22 protein-coding genes are annotated in these 21,616 nt (G+C 67.9%); 5 read left to right on the top strand and 17 right to left on the bottom strand.

Annotated features, from left to right (window positions below; genetic code table 11):
- Positions 1-2: 2 nt before the first annotated feature.
- The 5 genes from A5744_RS18935 to A5744_RS18915 form a co-directional block, all read right to left on the bottom strand.
- Positions 3-1,802, bottom strand: coding sequence for an SDR family oxidoreductase (locus A5744_RS18935; RefSeq protein ID WP_076063621.1), 1,800 nt, complete (start codon positions 1,800-1,802; stop codon positions 3-5).
- Between the two features lie 3 nt (positions 1,803-1,805).
- Positions 1,806-2,726, bottom strand: coding sequence for a metal-dependent hydrolase (locus tag A5744_RS18930; protein ID WP_076063619.1), 921 nt, complete (start codon positions 2,724-2,726; stop codon positions 1,806-1,808).
- 101 nt (positions 2,727-2,827) lie between these two features.
- On the bottom strand, positions 2,828-4,273 hold the full coding sequence (locus A5744_RS18925; protein WP_076063618.1) for an NAD(P)/FAD-dependent oxidoreductase: 1,446 nt from the start codon (positions 4,271-4,273) through the stop codon (positions 2,828-2,830).
- Between the two features lie 19 nt (positions 4,274-4,292).
- Positions 4,293-4,778 (bottom strand): SRPBCC family protein, encoded by a 486-nt coding sequence (locus A5744_RS18920; RefSeq protein ID WP_076063616.1) that lies wholly within the window; start codon positions 4,776-4,778, stop codon positions 4,293-4,295.
- Positions 4,779-4,794: 16 nt separating this feature from the next.
- Complete coding sequence (locus A5744_RS18915) at positions 4,795-5,322, bottom strand: Lrp/AsnC family transcriptional regulator (protein WP_076063614.1); 528 nt, start codon at positions 5,320-5,322, stop codon at positions 4,795-4,797.
- Between the two features lie 67 nt (positions 5,323-5,389).
- Between A5744_RS18915 and ald the strand changes: the two genes are divergently transcribed.
- Positions 5,390-6,517, top strand: a complete 1,128-nt coding sequence (gene ald / locus A5744_RS18910; protein WP_076063612.1) for an alanine dehydrogenase — start codon at positions 5,390-5,392, stop codon at positions 6,515-6,517.
- A gap of 2 nt (positions 6,518-6,519) precedes the next feature.
- Here ald and A5744_RS18905 read toward each other — a convergent pair whose 3' ends face one another.
- The 5 genes from A5744_RS18905 to A5744_RS18885 form a co-directional block, all read right to left on the bottom strand.
- On the bottom strand, positions 6,520-7,557 hold the full coding sequence (locus tag A5744_RS18905; RefSeq protein ID WP_076063611.1) for a nitronate monooxygenase: 1,038 nt from the start codon (positions 7,555-7,557) through the stop codon (positions 6,520-6,522).
- Between the two features lie 4 nt (positions 7,558-7,561).
- Positions 7,562-8,929, bottom strand: a complete 1,368-nt coding sequence (locus tag A5744_RS18900; protein ID WP_076063609.1) for a pitrilysin family protein — start codon at positions 8,927-8,929, stop codon at positions 7,562-7,564.
- Complete coding sequence (locus A5744_RS18895; RefSeq protein WP_076063607.1) at positions 8,910-11,195, bottom strand: polyribonucleotide nucleotidyltransferase; 2,286 nt, start codon at positions 11,193-11,195, stop codon at positions 8,910-8,912. The genes A5744_RS18900 and A5744_RS18895 overlap by 20 nt, the downstream gene beginning before the upstream one ends.
- A gap of 281 nt (positions 11,196-11,476) precedes the next feature.
- Positions 11,477-11,746 carry a 30S ribosomal protein S15 gene (gene rpsO / locus A5744_RS18890; protein WP_076063605.1) on the bottom strand — a complete coding sequence of 90 codons (270 nt, stop codon included), beginning with the start codon at positions 11,744-11,746 and terminating at the stop codon, positions 11,477-11,479.
- A gap of 165 nt (positions 11,747-11,911) precedes the next feature.
- On the bottom strand, positions 11,912-12,883 hold the full coding sequence (locus A5744_RS18885; protein WP_076063603.1) for a bifunctional riboflavin kinase/FAD synthetase: 972 nt from the start codon (positions 12,881-12,883) through the stop codon (positions 11,912-11,914).
- A 71-nt stretch (positions 12,884-12,954) separates the two neighbouring features.
- Here A5744_RS18885 and mntR point away from each other — a divergent pair, with 71 nt between their 5' ends.
- Positions 12,955-13,659 (top strand): manganese-binding transcriptional regulator MntR, encoded by a 705-nt coding sequence (mntR, locus tag A5744_RS18880; protein ID WP_076063602.1) that lies wholly within the window; start codon positions 12,955-12,957, stop codon positions 13,657-13,659.
- Between the two features lie 6 nt (positions 13,660-13,665).
- Here mntR and A5744_RS18875 read toward each other — a convergent pair whose 3' ends face one another.
- The 5 genes from A5744_RS18875 to A5744_RS18855 form a co-directional block, all read right to left on the bottom strand.
- Positions 13,666-14,919, bottom strand: coding sequence for an acyl-CoA dehydrogenase family protein (locus tag A5744_RS18875; protein ID WP_076063600.1), 1,254 nt, complete (start codon positions 14,917-14,919; stop codon positions 13,666-13,668).
- 4 nt (positions 14,920-14,923) lie between these two features.
- Positions 14,924-16,126, bottom strand: coding sequence for a lipid-transfer protein (locus A5744_RS18870; protein ID WP_076063925.1), 1,203 nt, complete (start codon positions 16,124-16,126; stop codon positions 14,924-14,926).
- A 66-nt stretch (positions 16,127-16,192) separates the two neighbouring features.
- Positions 16,193-17,098 carry a tRNA pseudouridine(55) synthase TruB gene (gene truB / locus A5744_RS18865; RefSeq protein ID WP_076063598.1) on the bottom strand — a complete coding sequence of 302 codons (906 nt, stop codon included), beginning with the start codon at positions 17,096-17,098 and terminating at the stop codon, positions 16,193-16,195.
- Positions 17,095-17,790: a 4'-phosphopantetheinyl transferase gene (locus A5744_RS18860; RefSeq protein ID WP_076063596.1), complete on the bottom strand. Its 696-nt coding sequence runs from the start codon at positions 17,788-17,790 to the stop codon at positions 17,095-17,097. The genes truB and A5744_RS18860 overlap by 4 nt, the downstream gene beginning before the upstream one ends.
- Positions 17,787-18,752, bottom strand: a complete 966-nt coding sequence (locus A5744_RS18855; protein ID WP_076063594.1) for a metallophosphoesterase — start codon at positions 18,750-18,752, stop codon at positions 17,787-17,789. Before A5744_RS18855 ends, A5744_RS18860 begins: the two co-directional genes overlap by 4 nt.
- Positions 18,753-18,921: 169 nt before the next feature.
- Between A5744_RS18855 and A5744_RS18850 the strand changes: the two genes are divergently transcribed.
- Entirely contained in the window at positions 18,922-19,515 is a 594-nt protein-coding gene (locus A5744_RS18850; RefSeq protein ID WP_076063924.1) for a DUF3558 domain-containing protein, read from the top strand.
- A 38-nt stretch (positions 19,516-19,553) separates the two neighbouring features.
- On the opposite strand, the gene A5744_RS18845 is transcribed toward A5744_RS18850, so the two are convergent.
- Positions 19,554-20,126: a DUF1802 family protein gene (locus A5744_RS18845; RefSeq protein WP_076063593.1), complete on the bottom strand. Its 573-nt coding sequence runs from the start codon at positions 20,124-20,126 to the stop codon at positions 19,554-19,556.
- Positions 20,123-20,392 (bottom strand): DUF2277 family protein, encoded by a 270-nt coding sequence (locus A5744_RS18840; RefSeq protein WP_076063591.1) that lies wholly within the window; start codon positions 20,390-20,392, stop codon positions 20,123-20,125. Before A5744_RS18840 ends, A5744_RS18845 begins: the two co-directional genes overlap by 4 nt.
- A gap of 39 nt (positions 20,393-20,431) precedes the next feature.
- Between A5744_RS18840 and A5744_RS18835 the strand changes: the two genes are divergently transcribed.
- Together A5744_RS18835 and A5744_RS18830 are read left to right on the top strand one after the other, a co-directional pair.
- Positions 20,432-21,181 (top strand): enoyl-CoA hydratase, encoded by a 750-nt coding sequence (locus tag A5744_RS18835; RefSeq protein WP_076063589.1) that lies wholly within the window; start codon positions 20,432-20,434, stop codon positions 21,179-21,181.
- 4 nt (positions 21,182-21,185) lie between these two features.
- A complete protein-coding gene (locus A5744_RS18830) occupies positions 21,186-21,608 on the top strand; it encodes a hypothetical protein (RefSeq protein WP_076063588.1) in 423 nt (140 codons plus the stop codon).
- Positions 21,609-21,616 lie beyond the last annotated feature (8 nt).

Here is a 21,616-nt window from a genome sequence, read left to right as displayed (position 1 = left end):
CCTTATTTTCGGCGCAGGTCGAAACGCGCGAACAGCCGGATCATCGACGGGCTGATGCGGCTCATCGCGTAGCCGATCCTGGACTCGGCGGCGATCGGTAACACGGCCGGGCCGCGCTCGATGGCCTTGACGATCGCTCGGGCGGTGGCTTCCGGTGTGTAGTTGCGGCGCCGGTAGGCCGCGTCGGCCTTGTCCCGGGCGCGCGCCTGCTGTTCGGCCGACATGCCCGCGTAGATGGTGCTTTTGGCGATGTTGGTATTGACGAACCCCGGGCACACCGCAGTCACGGTGATCCCCTCGTCGGCGAGGTCGGCCCGCAGTGATTCGCTGAACGCCAGCACCGCCGCCTTGGTCGTGCTGTAGGCGACCATGGATTTCGACGGCAGGAACGCCGCCGCGGACGCCACGTTGATGATCGTTCCGCCCTCGCCCCGCTCGACCATTTGGGCGCCGAACGCCCTGCTGCCGGAGATGACGCCGCGGACGTTGACGCCGAGGATGTCGTCCCAGTTCGCCGACGTCGTCTCCAGGAACCGGCCGGCCATTCCGATGCCGGCGTTGTTCACCAGGATGTCGACGACGCCGTGCTCGTTGAGGACTTGTGCGGCAAGGTTATTCATCGCGGATTCGTCGCTGACGTCGGCCTGGTACACCGCCGCCTCGGCGCACGCGGCGCGAACGGCGTCCGCGGTTTCGTGGGCGGCGGCGAGGTCGCGATCGACGATCACGACCTTTCGTGCGCCGTGCCGGGCCAGTTCGACCGCGGTGGCCCTGCCGATGCCGGCACCTGCCCCGGTGACAAGGGCGAGCTTGCCTTGTACCTCGCGCGGTCCGCCGCGCACGCCCAGCCCGGCGGGGGCGCCGCTGATTGTGCTATCGACAGCGTGATCGACGTTACAGTCGACCCATTCTGCGGTCAGCCGGGCGATGACCTCGGGGCGCGAGGTCACCACCCAATGGCCGCCCTCGATCGAAATCACCCGGCCGCCATCGGGTATCGCGCCGGTGAACCGTTGCAGGGCCGGCGTCACGAAGACGTCCCTGCGCGGCACCAGCACCTGGACCGCCACGGTGGTTTTGGGTAGCTCCGGCCCCGGCGACAAGAACGGCGCGGGCATGTTCTCCCGGTACAGGTTGAGCCCGTTGACATAGTCGGCAACGGAGCGCGGCGCCTTGTGGTACTTGCTCCGCGTGCTCGACCGGCCGATACGTTCCAGAGCTTCAACGACTTTCACGCCCAGGCGCGAGCGAAACGCCAACTCCGGCACAACCGGACACAGGAAGAAACCGATATAGCCCGACGACACCAATTGCCTGGCGACCTGGGCCAGCGTCCGGGGCGAGCGGCCGGATCGCAGGAAGGCGCCCGCGTATCGCAGGTGCGGACCCGAGATCGACGTGAAGGAGGCGACCCTGCCCATGACCGAGTCGCCCATCACCGGATCATCCGTGACGGCGGCCCAGGCCTGAATCGAGCCCCAGTCGTGGGCCAGCAGGTGGACCTGCTGCACTCCCAGGCTGTCGATCACCGCGCCGATATCGGACACCAGCTGTCCGAAGGCGTATCCGGATCGTCTTGGTGGACGGGATGATTCGCCGGCTCCGCGCACGTCGTAGGCCACCAAGTTGTAGCGGTCCGGGTAGCGCGCTCCGAATTCCTCGGCCACCGGGTCCCACACGTGGTGGTTGTCGGGATAGCCGTGGATAGCCAGGATGGTCGGGCGCGCCGGGTCGATCTCGGTGTAGGCGTGAACCGCCAGCTCGACGCCATCGGACGCGGTGATGCGGGACGTGATGCTCATAGATCAGTGCGACGCGCGGGCGGCGGGCGAGAGGGCCAGATAGTCGACCGCGAGCCCCAGCCCGCCCAGCTGCGACGGGTGGAACCCCGGCCGGTAGTAATCGGCGACGACCCGGATGAATCGCATGGGCCCGGGGACCAGGCCGCGCCGGGCCGCCCGAAAGTAGTCCCGCCAGCGCGGCTTGGTCCCGGGCGGCAGCTGCGGATCCACCGAGTACATGAACCGCACCCCGCGAATCCACAACCACAGCATCGCGGGCGTCACCACCAGCTGGGCGCGCACCTGCCGCCAGTATCCGGCCCGCAGGTGCTTCATGGTGTCGAAGGCCACCGCCTTGTGCTCGACCTCTTCGGCCCCGTGCCACCGCAGCATGTCCAGCATGGTCGGGTCGGTGCCAATCGCATCGTGCGCCGGGGCGTTCAGAATCCACTCACCCAAAATTGCGGTGTAGTGCTCGATCGCCGCCACCAAGGAGACCTGCTCCAGCAGCCAGCTGTGCTGTCGCCGGGGGCTCCACCGCGGCCGTTCGCCCAGCAGCTTTCCGAACAGCCAGCCAATCTGGTCGGTGAAGGGCGTCACGTCGACGCCTCGGGCGGCGAAGTGGTCAAGCACCCCGGAGTGCGCCTGGGAATGCACGGCCTCCTGACCGATGAACCCCTGCACATCCAGCCGCAGCTGATCGTCTTTGATCAACGGCAACGTCCTCTTGAAGACGTCGACGAAAAATTCCTCGCCCGCCGGCAGCAGCAGGTGCAACACGTCGAGGACGTGGGTGGCAAACGGCTCGCCGGGCACGTAGTGAAGCGGCAGCTTCGCCCAGTCGAACTCGACGTCGCGAGCCTCGAGCACGAGGCGCTCGTGGTCCAGCGACGTCCCGGACCTGCCATAGTGGGGCCCGGCGGCCTGGTCGTCGACGGTGAACATCACGGGCAAGTATAGTGACTCGGCCCAGATATGCGAAACCGCCGGTACCGGGTTTTGCGCCCGAGGGATTCCGAGGGATTTCCGTGGGATGTCCGAGGGATTTAGGCCAACTCGTACTGACTGGGATCGGGGTTGGCCAGCATGGAGCGGTGCTCGGCCGGGGTCAGCGGCCACACCTCGGGCACCCCGTCTTTGTTCAGATACCAGCTGTTACAGCCGGTGGTCCACACGGTGTCCGGCATCGCGGCACGCAGCTTCGCGTTGAAACGCTCGGTTGCCGAGGCCGTCGGCTCGATCGTGTCGAATTCGCCGCGGCGCCAGCGCTCGATCCAGCCCAGGATGTGGTCGGACTGTGATTCGGCCACCGTCGTGAGCGCCAGGTTTCCCACCGGGCTGTGCGGCCCGAGCATCATGAAGAAGTTGGGAAAGCCCGACAGGGCGACGGTTTGGTAGGCCCTCGGACCGTCGCGCCAGACGTCGTTGGCGCGGATGCCGTCCCGGCCGATCAGCTCCATCGGCCGGAAGAACGCGTGCGTGTCGAATCCCGTTGCGAACACGATGATGTCGGTCTCGTGCAGCACGCCGTCGTCGGTGACGATGCCGCGCCGCTCCACGTGGTCGATGCCGGCGGTGACCAGCTCGACGTCGTCGCGCTGCATCGCCCGGTAAAAGCCGTTCGACATCACCAACCGTTTGCACGCCGGCGTGTAGTCCGGTGTCAGCGCCTGGCGCAGTTCGCGATCGCGCACCTCCCAGAGGCTGGCGCGGCACAGCGCCGCCATGATCCGTCGGCGCAAGCCGGGCTTGATCAGTCCCACCGAGAAGAAGTCGTAGGCGCGGCTGTACCCGCGATACGCCAACCCGTCGAGCCACGGGATCTTCCGCCGGGTAATGGCGGTGAACCTGCTGTATCGGGGATTGGCCAGCCGCAGCACCCATTGTGCGGTGCGCTGGAACATCGTGACGTGACCGGCCAGCCCGGCCAGGCCGCAGACGAGCTGGACACCGGTAGATCCGTTGCCCACCACCGCGATTCGGCGCCCCCGCAACGTGACGTCGTGATCCCAGCGCGCCGAATGGAAGACGTGGCCGGCGAAGTCGTCCAGGCCGGGGATCGACGGCATCCGGGGGTGATGCAGCACGCCGGTGGCCGAGATCAGGAAGTCCACGGTGGACTCGTCGCCGGCATCCGTGTGCAGCACCCAGCGGCCGTCCTCGAAGTGGGCATGGGTGACTTCGGTGCCGAACCGGATGCGGTCCCGCAGCCCGAAGCGATCGGCGATGGCACAGAAATACGCCTGGATTTCGCCGCCCGGCGAGAACAGGTGCGACCAGTCGGGTTTGCGGGCGAACGAGTACTGGTAGACCCGCGAGGGTATGTCGCAGACCAGGCCGGGATAGGTGTTCTCGCGCCAGGTGCCGCCCACCTCGTCGGCCTTCTCGTAGATGGTGACATCGGTAATCCCGCTGCGCAGCAACGCAATTGCGACGCACAACCCGGACATGCCGGCTCCGACGACGGCTACGGCGGGATCGCGTCTTGTCATCGGTGCCACCGCCCTGGAGTTACCCGCCCTCGGCGCGCTGCTTGAGGCGCTGCAGGGTGAGCTCGATGTGTTTTCTGTTGGCGGCCACCCGGTCGGTCACGCCGGTGGCCCTGCCCGCGAGCTTGGCAAACCAACCCGGCCGGCGGTCCCAGGTGCTTTCGGTGACCCGGCACCCGCCGCCCGACGCGTCCAAATCAAGCGCCGCCAAGTCGGTGATGTCGTATTGCCACCGCGCGATCGGGAAGACCGTGTGCCGCACGTCGAACGCGAAGGTGCGGCCCGGCTCGGCGTCGGTGACGGTGCATTTCGTGCTCCACCGCTTGCCGCCGTTTTGGTTGTGCCCGACGAACACCGCACCGGGGCGGACGGCGTCACCCTTGAGCCATTCCATCGCCACCGCCTCCTCGGCAAGCGACGCCAGCGTCGGCAGGTCGGTGATGAGCCCGTAGACCACGTCCGGGCGGGCGTCGATCTGAACGCTGGCCGACACACAGGGTTCACTCATTGGTGGATCATATGCCCTAGATGGGTGCCGCCCCACGGAGATGTTCGAAGATCAGCGATGTCTGGGTGCCGGCGACGTCGGCGTCGGCGTTGAGGTTTTCGACCACGAACGAGCGCAGGTCCTGGGTGTCGCGCGCGGCCACGTGCAACAGGAAATCGTCTGCGCCGGCGAGGAAATAGACGTCCATCACCTGCCGCCTGCGGCGGATCTGTGCGATGAAGCTGCGGATCTTGCCGCGCGCGTGGGACTGCAGGCTGACGGAGATCATCGCCTGCAGGGGCATCCCCACCGCGACCGGGTCGATGTCGGTGTAGAAACCCCGGATGACGCCAAGGTCCGTCAACCGGCGCACCCGGCCATGACACGTCGACGGCGCGATCCCGACCGCCTCGGCGAGCGCGTTGTTGGGGATGCGCGCATCGGCGTGCAGCAAACCCAGGATCCTACGGTCCACGCCGTCCAGATCGACGGGTAGATCAACGGGCCGAACATCCTTCGGTGAATCGTCCGGGGCAGCCGCTGGTTTCGCTGTCTTATCGGCCATATGCGTACTTTATAGAATTATCGTCAGCATGTTTGAAGGCTGCCCGAACTTTCTTCACACTTGAGCCATGCGCGTCGGCGTCGTGACCGAGACCAAGAACAACGAATTCAGGGTGGCCCTCACCCCGTCCGGCGTGGTCGAACTGACGCGCCGCGGCCACGAGGTGCTCGTGCAGGCGGGCGCCGGCGAGGGCTCGGCAATCTCCGACGCGGATTTCAAGGCGGCGGGTGCCCAGCTGATCAACACCGCCGGGCAAGTGTGGTCCGAGGCCGATCTGCTGCTCAAGGTCAAAGAACCGCTGCCCGACGAGTACGCCAGCCTGCGGCGCGGCCAGACCCTGTTCACGTTCTTGCATTTGGCCGCATCGCGCGCCTGCACCGAGGCGTTGTTGTCGTCCGGCACGACCTCGATCGCGTACGAGACCGTCCAATCGGCCGACGGCGCGCTGCCGCTGCTGGCGCCGATGAGCGAAGTCGCGGGCCGGCTTTCCGCGCAGGTCGGGGCTTATCAACTGATGCGGACCCACGGCGGGCCTCCCCATCGTCGCGGCGTGCTGATGGGCGGGGTGCCCGGCGTCGAACCGGCCGACGTGGTGGTGATCGGCGGCGGCACCGCGGGCTACAACGCCGCCCGGGTGGCCACCGGCATGGGCGCGGCGGTCACGGTTTTCGACGTCAACATCGACAAGCTTCGCCGGCTCGACGCGGAGTTCGGCGGCGCGGTCCGCACCCGCTACTCATCGGCCTACGAGCTCGAAGGCGCCGTCAAAGCGGCCGACCTGGTGATCGGCGCCGTCCTGGTGCCGGGCGGCAAGGCGCCCACGCTGATCTCGAATTCGCTTGTCGCACATATGAAGCCGGGCTCCGTATTGGTAGACATCGCGATCGACCAGGGCGGCTGCTTCGAGGACTCCCGGCCGACCACCCACGATTGCCCGACGTTCACCGTGCACGACACGCTGTTCTACTGTGTGGCGAACATGCCCAGCGCAGTACCGAAGTCCTCGACCTTCGCGCTGACCAACGCGACGATGCCGTATGTGCTGAAGCTCGCCGACCAGGGCTGGCGGGCGGCGAGCCGGTCGGATCCCGCTCTGGCAAAAGGGCTTTCGACGCACGACGGTGCGCTGTTGTCCGAGCGGGTGGCCGCCGACCTGGATTTGGCGTTCACCGAACCGGCGAGCGTGTTGGGCTAACTCTATTCGACGAGCCCGGCGATGATGTCGGCTGCGGGCCCGGGACGGGCGTCCTTGAACCCCGTTCCGGCCCAGAGGTTCATGCCGTTGGGGTCCCCGCGTTCGGCCGCCGCCGCGCGGATCGGCGCCGTCATGTGGTTGACCTCCGGATAACCCAGTGGCGCAACGCGATCAAGCAGGCGGATGAACTGATTCTCCAAACTTCGCGCATACCGGCCGGAGAACGCGCGCGTGACGATGGTGGCGGTGAAGAGCGGATGCTTCAGGGCAGAGCGGTGTGCGGCATGGGTGCCGGCTTCGTCGCTGAGTAGCAATGCCGTGCCGACCTGCGCGGCCACCGCTCCCCTGTCGAGCACCCCGGCCACATCCTCGGCGGTGCCCAGCCCGCCCGCCGCGATGAGCGGGACGTCGTGTGCCTTGCGAATCCGGGCGAGCAGCTCGTGCAGCGACTCGGTATTGGGCTCCATGTCCGGCGCAAAAGTGCCGCGGTGCCCGCCGGCGTCCGGGCCCTGGACCACCAGGCTGTCCGCACCCGCGGCGAGGGCCACGCCCGCCTCGTACGCCGACGTCACCGTGACCATGACCAATAACCCCAACGCGCCGAGCCGGCGGATGACATCCGGCGACGGCACACCGAACGTGAATGACACCAGCTCCGGGCGTAGATCGGCCACCACCTCGAGCTTGCGCTCCCAGTCGTCGTCGTCGCCTGATCGGGGGTATCCCACCTCGACGTTGTAACTGTCGGCGATCTCGTCAAGTTCATCCGCGTAGTACTCGAGCTGGAGGAAGTCGGCGACGCTGGGTTGGGGCACAAACAGGTTGACGCCGAGCGGGCCGGTGGTGGCGGCGCGCGCCTTGGCGATGTCGTCGGCGAACTGCTCCGCGCTGAGGTACCCGCCGGGTATGAAACCGAGCCCGCCCGCGTTGGTCACCGCCGCAGCCAGCGCCGGGGTGCCCGGGCCTCCGGCCATCGGCGCGCCGACGATGGGCACCATGATGTCCCAGAAGCCCAGTACCCGCTGGCCGACCAGTACCATCGGGCTAATTTACCATCGCCCGAAGTTGTTGGGGCAGCGACCGTTTCGAGGCGAACGGTCCCAAAACCGCGGCGCCGTAGCGCTTGCTCAGCAGTCGGTGCGCCACCGCGTTGACCTCCTCAACGGTCACCTCGTCGATTTGCCGCAGGGTGTGTTCGATGCTGCGGTGCTTGCCGTAGTTCAGTTCGCTGCGGCCGATCCGGCTCATCCGGGAGCCGGAATCCTCCAGGCCCAGCACGATCCCGCCCCGCAACGAGCCCTTGGCGATGCGGCATTCCGCTTCGGTGATCCCGTCGCGTGCCACCGATTCGAGCACCGCGCTTGTCACTCGCATGACGTCGGCGAATCGTTCGGGCAGACACGCGGCATACACCGAGAGCGCGCCACTGTCGGCGAAGATGTCCAGCGCCGAGTAGACGGAGTACGCGAGCCCGCGCAACTCTCGAACCTCTTGGAAGAGCCGCGAGCTCAGCCCGCCGCCCAGGGCGGTGTGCAGCACCGAGAGCGCCCAGCGGTGCTCCCAACCGCGCCCGGGCGTGCGCACGCCCAGGGACACGTGGGTCTGCTCGGCGTCGCGGCGTCCCAGCAGCAATCCGCCGCCGCCACCGTTCACCCGTCCCGAGCCCTTGCGGGGCGCAACGGGATGACGCCCGCGGACCAATCGAGACCCGAAGTGCTCGCGCACCAGCTCGACCACGTGGTCGTGGTCCACGTTGCCGGCCACCGCGACGACCATGCGTTCCGGCGTGTAACGCCGCACATGGAACGAATGCAGCTGGGCGCGCGTCATCGCCGACACCGATCGCGCGGTGCCGATGACCGGCCGGCCCACCGGGTGATCGCCGAACAGCGAGGCCAGGAACATGTCGCCCAGCGCGTCCTCGGGGTCGTCGTCGCGCATCGCGATCTCCTCGAGGACGACGTCGCGTTCGAGCTCGACGTCGTCGGCGGCGCAGCGGCCGTTGAGCACCACGTCGGCGACGAGGTCGACGGCCAGCTCCAGATCGCTGTCGAGCACGTGCGCGTAGTAGCAGGTGTGCTCCTTGGCGGTGAAGGCGTTCAGCTCCCCGCCGACCGCGTCCATCGCCTGCGCGATGTCGACGGCGTTGCGGGTCGGGGTCGACTTGAACAGCAGATGCTCCAGGAAGTGCGCCGCCCCGGCAACGCTGGCACCCTCGTCGCGCGATCCGACGCCGACCCAGACCCCGACCGACGCGGAACGCACCGCGGGCAGGTATTCGGTGACCACCCGCAGGCCCCCCGGCAGCGTGGTGCGGCGCAGCGCGGAGCTCGTCGCCTCGACGTCGTGACTACCCCGGCGCAACGCGCCCGCAGGGTCAGCTGCTGGCCTTCTAGACGGAACTGGGGGCATCGGCTGGCGCGGTCTCCTGGGGCGCTCCGGCATCGGCGGGTTCGGCGGTTTCGATAGCCACGTCTTCCGCCACCAGGACCAACGAGATCTTGCCGCGCTTGTCGATATCGGCGATCTCGACCCGCAGTTTGTCGCCGACGTTGACGACGTCCTCGACCTTCGCGATCCGCTTGCCCTTGCCGAGCTTGGAGATGTGCACCAAGCCGTCGCGTCCGGGCAGCAGCGATACGAATGCACCGAAATCCGTTGTCTTGACCACGGTTCCGAGGAATCGCTCGCCGACAGTCGGCAGCTGCGGGTTCGCGATGGCGTTGATCTTGTCGATCGCGGCCTGCGCCGAGGGCCCGTCGGTGGCGCCGACGAACACGGTGCCGTCGTCCTCGATGGAGATCTGCGCGCCGGTCTCCTCGGTGATGGCGTTGATGACCTTGCCCTTGGGGCCGATGACCTCACCGATCTTGTCGACCGGCACCTTGATGGTGGTCACCCGCGGCGCATACGGGCTCATCTCGTCGGGCGCGTCGATGGCCTCGGCCATGACCTCGAGGATGGTCAGCCGCGCGTCCTTGGCCTGCGCCAGCGCACCCGCGAGCACCTGCGACGGGATCCCGTCGAGCTTGGTGTCCAGCTGCAGCGCGGTGACGAAGTCCTTGGTGCCGGCGCACTTGAAGTCCATGTCGCCGAACGCGTCTTCCGCCCCGAGGATGTCGGTCAGGGTGACGAAGCGCCGCTCGATTTTTCCGTCGACCTCGACGTCGTCGGAGACCAGCCCCATCGCGATGCCGGCCACCGGCGCCTTGAGTGGCACGCCGGCGTTCAGCAGCGCCAGGGTGGAGGCGCAGACGGATCCCATCGAGGTCGAGCCGTTCGAGCCCAACGCCTCGGACACCTGGCGGATGGCGTACGGGAATTCCTCGACGCCGGGCAGCACCGGGATCAAAGCCCGCTCGGCCAGGGCGCCGTGCCCGATCTCGCGCCGCTTGGGCGAGCCGACGCGGCCGGTCTCGCCGGTGGAGAACGGCGGGAAGTTGTAGTGGTGCATGTAGCGCTTGGACGTCTCGGGTCCCAGCGAGTCGATCTGCTGGGCCATCTTGACCATGTCCAGCGTGGTCACACCCAGGATCTGGGTTTCGCCGCGTTCGAACAGCGCGCTGCCGTGCGCGCGGGGAACGACGGCGACCTCGGCCGAGAGCGCGCGGATGTCGGTGATGCCCCGGCCGTCGATGCGGAAGTGGTCGGTGAGGATGCGCTGACGTACCAGCTTCTTGGTCAGCGAGCGGAACGCGGCGCTGACCTCTTTCTCGCGGCCCTCGTAGGTCTCGGCGAGACGAGCCAGCACCTCGGCCTTGAGCTCGTCGGTGCGCGCGTCGCGCTCGGCCTTGCCGCCGATGGTCAGCGCCTTGGCCAGCTCGTCGGTGGCCACGGAGGCCACCGAGTAGTACACGTCTTCCTGGTAGTCCGGGAACGTCGGGTATTCGGCGACGGGCTTGGCGGCGGCGCCGGCCAGCTCCTCCTGCGCGGTGCACAGCGCGGCGATGAATGGCTTCGCGGCTTCCAGGCCTTGCGCCACAACGGTTTCCGTCGGCGCCTGGGCGCCGCCCTCGACGAGCTCGATGACCTTCTCGGTGGCCTCGGCCTCGACCATCATGATGGCCACGTCGGGACCATCGGAGCCCTCGACCTTGCGGCCGGCCACCACCATGTCGAAGACGGCCCGCTCGAGCTGCTCGACGGTGGGGAAGGCGACCCAGGTGCCGTCGATCAGCGCCACCCGCACGCCCCCGATGGGACCGGAGAACGGCAGGCCGCTCAGCTGGGTGGAGGCAGACGCGGCGTTGATCGCCAGCACGTCGTACAGGTCGTTGGGGTCCAGGCTCAGGATCGTCACCACGACCTGGATCTCGTTGCGCAGCCCATTGACGAACGACGGGCGCAGCGGGCGGTCGATGAGCCGGCAGGTCAGGATCGCGTCGGTGGACGGCCGGCCCTCGCGGCGGAAGAACGAGCCGGGGATGCGGCCCGCGGCGTACATCCGCTCCTCGACGTCGACCGTCAGCGGGAAGAAGTCGAAATGCTCCTTGGGAGACTTGCTGGCGGTGGTCGCCGACAGCAGCATGTTTTCGTCGTCCAGGTACGCGACGACGGCACCGGCGGCCTGCTGGGCCAACCTGCCGGTCTCGAAACGGACGGTGCGGGTGCCGAAGCTCCCGTTGTCGATGGTGGCGGTCGCCTCGAAGACGCCCTGTTCAATTTCAGCTACAGACATGACGTTGTCCGTACGGCCTCTCTGGGTATTCAGCTTTTTCGCGCGCCCACGCATCACCCGAGAGCAAAAGTCTGAATGCGGCTACGGCCATCGATCGAAGCGGCCGACCTACCCCAGATCCGGAGAGCCCGGCAGCCACTACCGAAGACCGCCCGATACAGACCGGGCTGCTCCCTTGCGACATGCGTACCAACACGCTGGAACGGCACACGCGGATCTGCGCGAACCGCACCGTTTGCCCAGGCCGAGTCGGCCCAGAACGCTCCCACTCTACACGGGGGTCAGCGGCGCAGACCCAGCCGCTCGATCAGCGAGCGGTACCGCTCGACGTCGATCTGCGAGATGTACTTGATCAGCCGGCGCCGGCGCCCGACCAGCAGCAGCAGTCCCCGCCGCGAGTGGTGATCGTGCTTGTGCACCTTGAGGTGCTCGGTCAGGTCCGCGATCCGCTTGGTCAACAGCGCGATCTGCGCCTCCGGGGATCCGGTGTCGGTGTCATGCAAGCCGTACTGGCTGAGAATTTCTTTTTTCTGCTCGGCAGTAAGCGCCACGAAATAACTCCATCAATTGGTCCGCGATCATGGATTCTCGAGCGCGGCCACCGCGAACCGCAGCACGCGCCGATGTCGTCCGGCAGTTTATCAGCCGGGCGGCGCCCGGCCCGAATCGTCAGCCCGTGAGCAGGGACGGCGCCCGCCCCGAATCGTCGGAGGCGGTCACTCCGTGAGCAGGGCGCGCGCCCGCTCGGTGTCCTTGTCCATCGCGGCTACCAGGTCGGCCACCGAGTCGAACTTGTGCTGCGGGCGGATGCGTGCGACGAAGTCCAGGGCCACATACTGCCCGTACAGGTCGGCGGTGGTGTCTAGGACGAACGCCTCCACCGTGCGGGTGCGTCCGGAGAAGGTCGGGTTGGTGCCGACGGACACCGCGGCCTGGTAGCGCTCGCCGGGGACGACGGTGCCGGTCATCGGTCCGGGGCCGAGCACGGTGAACCAGGCGGCGTACACGCCGTCGGCGGGGATGGCCGAGTACATCGGGGGGGCCACGTTCGCGGTGGGAAAGCCCAGCTCGGCGCCCCGGCCGTGGCCACGGACCACGACGCCCTCGACGCGATGCGGGCGGCCCAGCGCCTCGGTCGCCGCCACCATGTCGCCCGCGTCCACGCAGGACCGGACGTAGGTGGAGGAAAAGGTCACGGTCTCGCTGTCGTGGTGCTCGGAGAGCAGTGACATCGACTCGACCGCGAAGCCGAATCGCTCGCCGGCCTTGCGCAGGGTGTCGACGGTTCCGGCGGCCTTCTTGCCGAACGTGAAGTTCTCCCCCACCACGACCTCGACGACATGCAGGTTTTCCACCAGCAACTCGTGGACGTAGCGCTCGGGGGTGAGCTTCATGAAGTCGCTCGTGAACGGCATCACCAGGAAGACGTCGATGCCTAACTCCTCGACGAGCTCGGCGCGGCGGGTCAGCGTCGTCAGCTGGGCGGGATGACTGCCGGGATAGACCACTTCCATCGGGTGGGGGTCGAACGTCATGAGCACGGCCGGCACGTTGCGGGTGCGGCCGGCTTTCACCGCGTGCGCGATGAGTTCGGCATGGCCACGGTGCACACCATCGAACACGCCGATGGTGACCACGCATCTGCCCCAGTCCGTGGGGATCTCGTCCTGGCCCCGCCACCGCTGCACGACCGCAAGCCTACGGCGCCGGGTGGCCCGACAGCACGCCAGATCAGGCACGGTTGCCTAAACTTCCGGTTGTGAGGGCTGACGAAGAGCCTGGCGGTCTCACCGCGGTCGGCCAGGACTATCTGAAGGTCATCTGGAATGCCCAGGAGTGGTCCCCCGCGGGGGCCCCGCAGAAGGTCAGCACCAAGATGCTGGCCGAGAAGATCGGGGTCTCCGCCAGCACGGCGTCGGAGTCGATCCGCAAACTCGCCGAGCAGGGCCTGGTGGACCACGAGAAGTACGGCGCGGTGACCCTGACCGAGGCGGGGCGGCGGGCGGCGCTGGAGATGGTGCGCCGGCACCGCCTGCTGGAGACGTTCCTGGTCAACGAGCTCGGCTACGGCTGGGACGAGGTGCACGACGAGGCCGAGGTGCTCGAACACGCGGTATCGGACCGGTTGGTGGCCCGCATCGACGCCAAGCTGGGATTTCCGCAACGCGACCCGCACGGCGACCCGATCCCGGCCTCGGACGGACGGGTGCCCACGCCCCCGGCCCGTCAGCTGTGGGCGTGCGGCGACGGCGACACCGGGACCGTGGCCCGCATCTCCGACTCCGACCCGGAGATGCTGCGCTATTTCGACAGCGTCGGGATCAACCTCGACTCGCGGGTGCGGGTGCTGACCCGTCGCGAATTCGCCGGCATGATCTCGGTGGCGATCGAATCCGCCGACGGCGCCGAGGCCGTCGTCGACCTGGGCAGTCCGGCGGCGAGGGCGATCTGGGTGGTGGGCTAGCCGGGCTCAGTCGGTCAGCAGGCCCTTAGCGATGTGGGTGACCTGAACCTCGTTGCTGCCGGCGTAGATCATCAACGACTTGGCGTCGCGGGCCAGCTGCTCCACCCGGTATTCGGCCATGTAGCCGTTGCCGCCGAAGAGCTGCACGGCCTCCATCGCAACCTCGGTGGCCGCCTCCGACGAGTACAGCTTGATCGCCGACGCCTCGGCCAGGGTCAGCGGTTTACCGGCCTGTTGGCGCTCGATGATCTGAAAGACCATGTTCTGCACGTTCATTCGCGCGATCTCCATCTTGGCCAGCTTGAGTTGGATCAGCTGGAACTGCCCGATGTTCTTCCCCCACAGCGTGCGGCTCTTCGCGTAATCCACGCAGAGGCGGTGGCATTCGTCGATGATGCCCAGCGCCATCATCGCGATGCCGATCCGTTCGGCCGCGAAGTTCGCCCGGGCGCTGTCGCGGCCGTCGCCGTCGTCGTGCCGTTCGCTCTCGCCGAGCAGCCGGTCGGGGCTCAGGCGCACGTTGTCGAAGAACAGCTCGCCGGTCGGCGAGGACATCATGCCCATCTTCTTGAACGGCTTGCCCTGCGTCAGGCCCGGCATGCCCGAATCGAGCACGAAGACCAGCACCGGGCGGTTCCGCTTATCTTGCTTGTCGGGGCCGGAATCACCCTCGTCGAGTTTGGCGTACACGACCAGCACGTCGGCGTAGGGCCCGTTGGTGATGAACGTCTTCTGCCCGTTGAGGATGTAGTCCGCGCCGTCGCGCTTGACGTAGGTCTTCATCCCGCCGAACGCGTCCGAGCCCGAGTCCGGTTCGGTGATTGCCCACGCCGCGATCTTTTCCAGCGTCATCAGCTCGGGCAGCCAGCGTTCCTTCTGGGCAAGCGTGCCGCGGCTCATGATGGTCGCCGCACCCAGGCCGAGGCTGACCGACGCGGTGGAGAGCAATCCGATGCTGACCCGGGCGATTTCGGACACCAGCACCGCGACCATCGATCCCTGCGCGCCGAAACCGCCCGTCCCGTCCGGCTTTTCGTCCAGCGCCTCGCCCGCTTCCTTGGCCCGCTCGCGGTCCAGCATCTTCTTGACCGCCTCGGCGGCCATGACATCGAGACCGAACTGGCTGAACAGCTTTCGCGCGATCGGGTAGGGCGACATCTGGCCGGTTTCCAACTCGTCCAGGTGAGGGCGGATCTCCCTGTCGACGAACTGACGAACCGAGTCCCGAACCATCAGGTCGGTGTCGGACCACTCGATCATGGGTTCAGCGTTCGGCGCGCTGGTATGCCGTCACGACGGCCGCGCCGCCCAGGCCGATGTTGTGTTGCAAAGCGGCGGTGACGTTGTCGACCTGACGCTTGTCGGCCGTCCCGCGCAGCTGCCAGGTCAGCTCGGAACACTGGGCCAGCCCCGTCGCGCCCAACGGGTGCCCCTTGGAGATCAGTCCGCCCGACGGGTTGACCACCCAGCGCCCGCCATAGGTGGTCTGGTTGTCGTCGACCAGCTTGGGCGCCTCGCCCTCGCCACATAGGCCGAGCGCCTCGTAAAGCAGCAGCTCGTTGGCGGAAAAGCAGTCGTGCAGCTCGATCACCTGGAAGTCCTCGGGACCGAGCCCGGACTGATCGTAAACCCGTTGGGCGGCTTGCACATTCATGTCGTAGCCGATGATGTTACGGGCACTGCCGTCGAAGGTGGACTCGAAGTCGGTGGTCATCGCCTGCCCCACGATCTCCACCGCCTGCCCGGCGAGGCCGTGGTTGGCCACGTATTCCTCGCTGGCCAGCACCACCGCGGCCGAGCCGTCGGAGGTCGGCGAGCACTGCAGTTTGGTGAGCGGGTCGGAGATCATCTTCGCGGCCAGGATGTCCTCGAGGGTGTACTCCTCCTGGAACTGCGCGTACGGATTGTTTACCGAGTGCTTGTGGTTCTTCAGGCCGATCTTGGCGAAGTGCTCGGCGGTGGTGCCGTATTTCTTCATGTGCTCGCGGCCGGCCGCCCCGAACATCCACGGCGCCACCGGAAAAGCGAATTCGTCGATCTCGGCCAGCGCCTTGACGTGCTTGCCCATCGGCGATTCCCGGTCTTGGGCACCGCCCTGCAGGGGCCCGGGCTGCATCTTCTCGAAGCCCAGTGCCATGGCGCAGTCGGCGATGCCGCCGCGGATGGCCTGTGCCGCCAGGAAAAGCGCGGTCGAGCCGGTGGAGCAGTTGTTGTTGACGTTGACGATCGGGATGCCCGTCATGCCAAGTTCGTAGAGGGCCCGCTGCCCCGACGTCGAGTCGCCCGCGACGTAGCCGACGTAGCCCTGCTCGATGTCGCGGTAGTCGACACCGGCATCCTCGAGGGCCTTGGTGCCGGACTCCCGCGCCATGTCCGGGTAGTCCCAGCCCTCGCGGCGGCCCGGCTTCTCGAATTTCGTCATGCCGACGCCGACGACGTAAACCTTGTTGGACATCTTGCTGGACATCTCGCTGGACATCGTTGTCCCCTTCCGACCCGTAGCCCGTCTAGCTACCCGCGACCCAGCGTATGCCTACAGCGTCGCCGGGCGAACCACCACCACCGACTTGGTGCGCGAGCCCTCGTCGCGCAGCAGCGCCATCACCCGGCCGTCGGGGTCCGTGGCGGCATAGACGCCGTCCACACCGGCCGGCGAAAGGGGCCGGCCGTTGGCGGCCGCGTTGGCCTCCTCGGCGGACAGCTCGCGGCGCGGAAACATCAGCAGACACGCCTCGTCGAGCGTCCAGCTCAGCCTAGAAGAGGCGTCGCGCTCGGCCAGGTCGTCGAGCGAGCGCGCGTCCTGCAGCGTGAAGCGGCCGACGCGGGTGCGCCGCAACGACGTCAGGTGTCCGCCGACACCAAGCGCGGCACCCAGATCGCGCGCCAGTGCGCGGACGTAGGTGCCCGACGAGCAGTCGACCTCGATGTCGACGTCGACGAGAGGGCCGTGTCGTCGAACGTCGGCCACCTCGAGCCGGTCGATGCGGACTGGGCGGGCCTCGAGCTCGACCTCGCGGCCCTCGCGGACCAACCGGTAGGCGCGACGCCCGCCGACCTTGATCGCGCTGACGGCAGACGGCACCTGCTGGATCTCGCCGCGCAGCCCGGCGACCGCGGCCGCGATCGCCTCGCCGGTCACCTGCTCGGCCGAGACGCTTTGCAGCAGTTCACCTTCGGCGTCCTCGGTGGACGTGGTCTGGCCGAGTCGGACGGTGGCGGCGTACGACTTCGACGCAGCCGTCAGCAGGCCGAGGATCTTGGTGGCGCGGTCGACCCCGATCACCAATACGCCGGTGGCCATCGGGTCCAGGGTCCCCGCGTGTCCCACCCTGCGGGTGGAAAAGATGCGGCGACACCGGCCTACCACGTCGTGGCTGGTCATTCCGGCCGGCTTGTCGATCACCACAATGCCGGAGCCGCCTGGGCCCGGTTCGCTCATAGCACGATCGCGGTCAGCACGAGCCCGCGCTCGACCGACCAGCGGCCCCGCAGCACGGTCAGCGGCGGGCCCGACAGCGCGGCGGGATCGATCAGGATCTTGGACACGAACACCCCGGCCCTTCCGCCGCCGGCCGGATCGACGTCGAAAACCACGTGGGCGTCCTCGAAACCCAGCCAGCGCTTCGTCAACGGGAACCAGGCCTTGTACGTTGCCTCCTTGGCGCAGAACAGGATTCGATCCCAATGCAGGCCCTCGGGCAGGGCGGAAATCTCGTGGCGTTCCTCCTCCAGCGTGACAGCGTCCAGCACGCCGTTGGGCAACACGTCGTGGGGTTCGGCGTCGATACCCACCGACCGCACGGATGCACTGCGCCCCACCACCGCGCCGCGATAGCCCGTGCAGTGCGTGAGGCTGCCGACCACGCCGTCGGGCCAACACGGTTGTCCCTTGTCGCCCTTGAGGATTGGCACCGGCGGCACCCCGAGCTCGCCCAGCGCGATCCGAGCGCAATGCCGGACGGTGATGAACTCGTTGCGCCGCTTGGCAACCGACCTGGCGATCAGCGGCTCTTCTTCGGGCAACGGGGCCAGCCCGGGCGGATCGGTGTACGCCTCCGCGTACGCCAGATCCCCGTACGCCGGATCCCCGGACGCCGGCAGCACCGACGACACCAGCATCCGCTCCGTCATCGTGACTGCCGCTGGCGCAGCCGTTCCCGGAATTGCGTGGCCTGTTTGCGCATCTCGGGGGTGATCACGAAGTGACCGCCGAAGTCGTTGAGGTAGCCGGGCGCGTACTGCGGATCCGGCAGGACCTGACGCAGCCAGGTGTGCGGCTTGCGCCGCCGCCATTCCCGGGGGTAACCGACCGACACCTCCTCGAAGCGCACGTCGTCGTACCAGGTGGTGCGCGGGATGTGCAGGTGTCCGTAGACCGAGCAGACGGCGTTGTAGCGGGTGTGCCAGTCGGCGGTCTTGGTGGTGCCGCACCACAGCGAGAACTCCGGGTAGAACAACGCGTCGCAGGGGTCGCGGACCAGCGGGAAGTGGTTCACCAGGACCGTCGGTGTCATCCAGTCCAGCTGTTCGAGGCGCGCGCGGGTGGCCGCGAGCCGCTCCCGGCACCAGGCGTCGCGGGTGGGGTAGGGCTCCGGTGAGAGCAGGAATTCGTCGGTGGCCACCACGTTGCGCTCCCGCGCGATGGCCAGACCCTCGGCTTTGCTCGTCGCCCCCTCGGGCAAGAAGGTGTAGTCGTAGAGCAGGAACATCGGCACGATCGTGGCGGGACCGCCGCGTTCGGTCCATACCGGGAACGGGTGCTCCGGCGTGACCACGCCCAGCTCGTCGCACATGTGGACCAGGTAGTCATAGCGCGCCCGTCCGAAGACCTGCGCGGGATCGCGATTCGTGGTCCACAGCTCGTGGTTGCCGGGCACCCAGATCACCTTGGCGAAGCGTCGTCGCAGCAGGTCAAGGGCCCAGCGGATCTCGTCGGTGCGTTCGGCGACGTCCCCGGCGACGATCAGCCAGTCCTCCGGCGACGACGGGTGCAGCGATTCGGTGACGGGCTTGTTGCCGAGGTGGCCGGTGTGCAGGTCCGAAACCGCCCACAGGGTTGGCTGTCCCCCGTTGCTCGACTGCTGACTTGCCACGACTAACCAGCCTAACGACCCGTTGTCACCCGCCGGTGTGATGGCCCGGTTTCGGCTAGGGCCTTGATCGGCGGATTAGAACATGTTCTCGTTTCACTGTGAGGGCCCGACTTGTACACTCCCGCCAAGGGATCGCCGAGGCGTCAGGGGGTCCGGATCAGGGGGCATGGTGTTCACCAGAGTGCGACTGATCGGAGCGGTCGCTGCGTTGATCGCGGCGGCCCTGGGGGGAACCGCGGGCTGGTTCAGCGGCCCGCCCGCGCGGGACACGGGCAAGGCCGTCGAGCTGCGCTCGACCGCGGCCCCGATGGAGACCCCGGAGACCACGATGAAGAGCCCGATCGTGGCAACCACCGACCCGAGCCCGTTCGATCCGTGCCGGGACATCCCGTTCGATGCCCTGCAGCGGCTCGGGCTGGCCTTCACCCCGCCGGAGCCCGAGGACGGGCTGCGCTGCCACCTGGACGCGGGCAATTATCAATTGGCCGTCGAGCCCATCATCTGGCGCCAATACGAACAGTCGCTGCCGCCCGACGCGCTGGAGACCACCATCGCCGGGCATCGCGCCGCCACGTACTGGGTCCTGAAGCCGACGTATCACAACAGCTACTGGTACTTCTCCTGCATGGTGGCGTTCAAGACCAGCTACGGGGTGCTGCAGCAGGCGCTGTACTACTCGACGATCTACTCCAACCCCGAGGTCGACTGCCCGTCCACCAACCTGCAGCGGGCCAACGACCTCGTGCCGTACTACAAGTTCTAGCCCGGGCTCGCTTACCCGACCCGTCAGCCAACCCCGAGTCAGCCAACGGCGTCGCGCACCCGGACGGCGACGTCGGCTAGCGCGGCGTCGTCATAGACGGGGTCATGCACCGCCGCCGCCAAATCCGGGCGCACCGCCAGCTGCACCCAACTCTTGCAGCCCGCGTAGTCGGGGCTGCGGGCGATGCGCACCGGCTCGGCGAACGGGATGACCGACACCACCAACACCGCCAGCTTGTGCTTGGGGCGGAAGTCGAGCCGATCGGCGCGCACCGATTCGGGCGTCCAGATGTGCAGGTCCTCGATGGCCGCAAGCCCGTCGGGGCGGTTGACCTCTTGCGCGGCAACGACTTTCGCGGCGGCCCGGATCACCAGGTGATCGTCGGTGCTGTCGGCGGCCGCCGGTTGAAGCAGGTCGCGGTGTTCGGGCCGGACGCGCTGCGCGTGGCTGTGCGCGACGGTCGGAAAGAAGAGGAACTCCTGGGCCGCCACCTCGAAGCGCTTCTCGCCGATGCCGCCCTTGCGCAGCAGCACGCGCTGCCGGCCGTCCAGCAGCGCGTGCACGACGGCGCTCCACTCCTTGAGCGCGGGCGCCGTGGCGGTCAGCGTCATACCGGGCCGCCGAGCCGGGCCAGCACCTCGGGCCGGCGCAGCGGCGGAACGGTCTTGGGTGGCTGGCGCCGCGGCGGCAGGGCGCGCAGCAGCCGCGTCGTCGTCTCGGTGACCTCGGCCACCGCCGTCTCGAACGCCTCGGCGTTGGCCGCCGACGGGCGGGTGATGCCGCTGACCTTGCGCACGTACTGGCGGGCGGCCGCCGCGATCTCCTCGGCCGTGGCCGCGGGCTGCAATCCCCGCAGTTCGGTGATGTTTCGGCACATGGCTCAACGATAGGCGCCGCGCCTGATTACGGTGATGGCATGACCGACGACATCCTGCTGATCGACACCGACGAGCGGGTGCGCACCCTGACGCTCAACCGGCCCCAGTCCCGCAATGCCCTGTCCTCGGCGCTGCGGGACCGGTTCTTCGGTGCCCTGACCGACGCCGAGAGGGACGAGGACGTCGACGTAATCATCGTCACCGGCACCGATCCGGTGTTCTGCGCCGGACTCGACCTCAAGGAGCTGGGCAGCGTCACGGCCCTGCCGGACATCTCACCGCGGTGGCCGGCGATGACCAAGCCCGTGATCGGCGCCATCAACGGCGCCGCCGTCACCGGCGGGCTGGAGCTGGTCCTGTACTGCGACATCGTGATCGCCTCGGAGCAGGCTCGCTTCGCCGACACCCATGCCCGGGTGGGGCTGCTACCCACCTGGGGCTTGAGCGTGCGGTTACCGCAGAAGGTGGGGGTCGGCCTGGCCCGGCGGATGAGTATGACCGGGGACTACCTGTCGGCGGCCGACGCGCTGCGGGCCGGGCTGGTCACCGAGGTGGTGCCGCACGAGGCGCTGCTGGCCACCGCCCGCGAGGTGGCGGCGAGCATCGTCGGCAACAACCAGGACGCGGTGCGGGCGTTGCTGGCGTCCTATCACCGGATCGACGATTCGCAGACGAGTGCCGGGCTGTGGCTGGAAGCGATGGCGGCCAGGCAATTCCGGACCAGCGGTGACGACATCGCCGCCAACCGTGAGGCCGTGCTGCAACGCGGACGCTCCCAGGTGCGCTAGGCGCGTGACCTTTCACAGGCCGCCCTACGGTGCGAGCTTTCCGCCGCCTCCCCGGCAGCGATCGACCGCCGACAAGGCCGCGACCATAACCCTTTTCGTAATTCAAGCAGGGGCCAGCCTGCTGGCGCTCGCCGCCGCGGCGCTGGGTTTGTTGTGGACGATGATGCCCATTTGCAGTGATGACTGCGACAGCCCAGCGGTGACGCGCTTCGTTCACAACATGTGGAGCGGAGCGGGCGTCATCGTCGGCGGGATCGCTCTTGCCGCGCTGCTGGCGGGCATCGGGGCGATCGTCTCCGGCGTTCGTCGGACCACTCGCCGAACCGTCATGTGGAAGTGGCCGGCCCTCGGCCTGGCGATCGTGTTCATTGCCTTCGCCATCGCCGTCCTCGCCTATTGGGGTGACGCCATGCCCAAGACAAAGTGAGGCGGCCG

Source organism: Mycobacterium sp. IS-1264 (genome assembly GCF_001954195.1).
GTDB lineage: Bacteria > Actinomycetota > Actinomycetes > Mycobacteriales > Mycobacteriaceae > Mycobacterium.
Note: the sequence above shows the minus strand (reverse complement) of the source record. Positions and strands in the feature narration are given on the sequence as shown.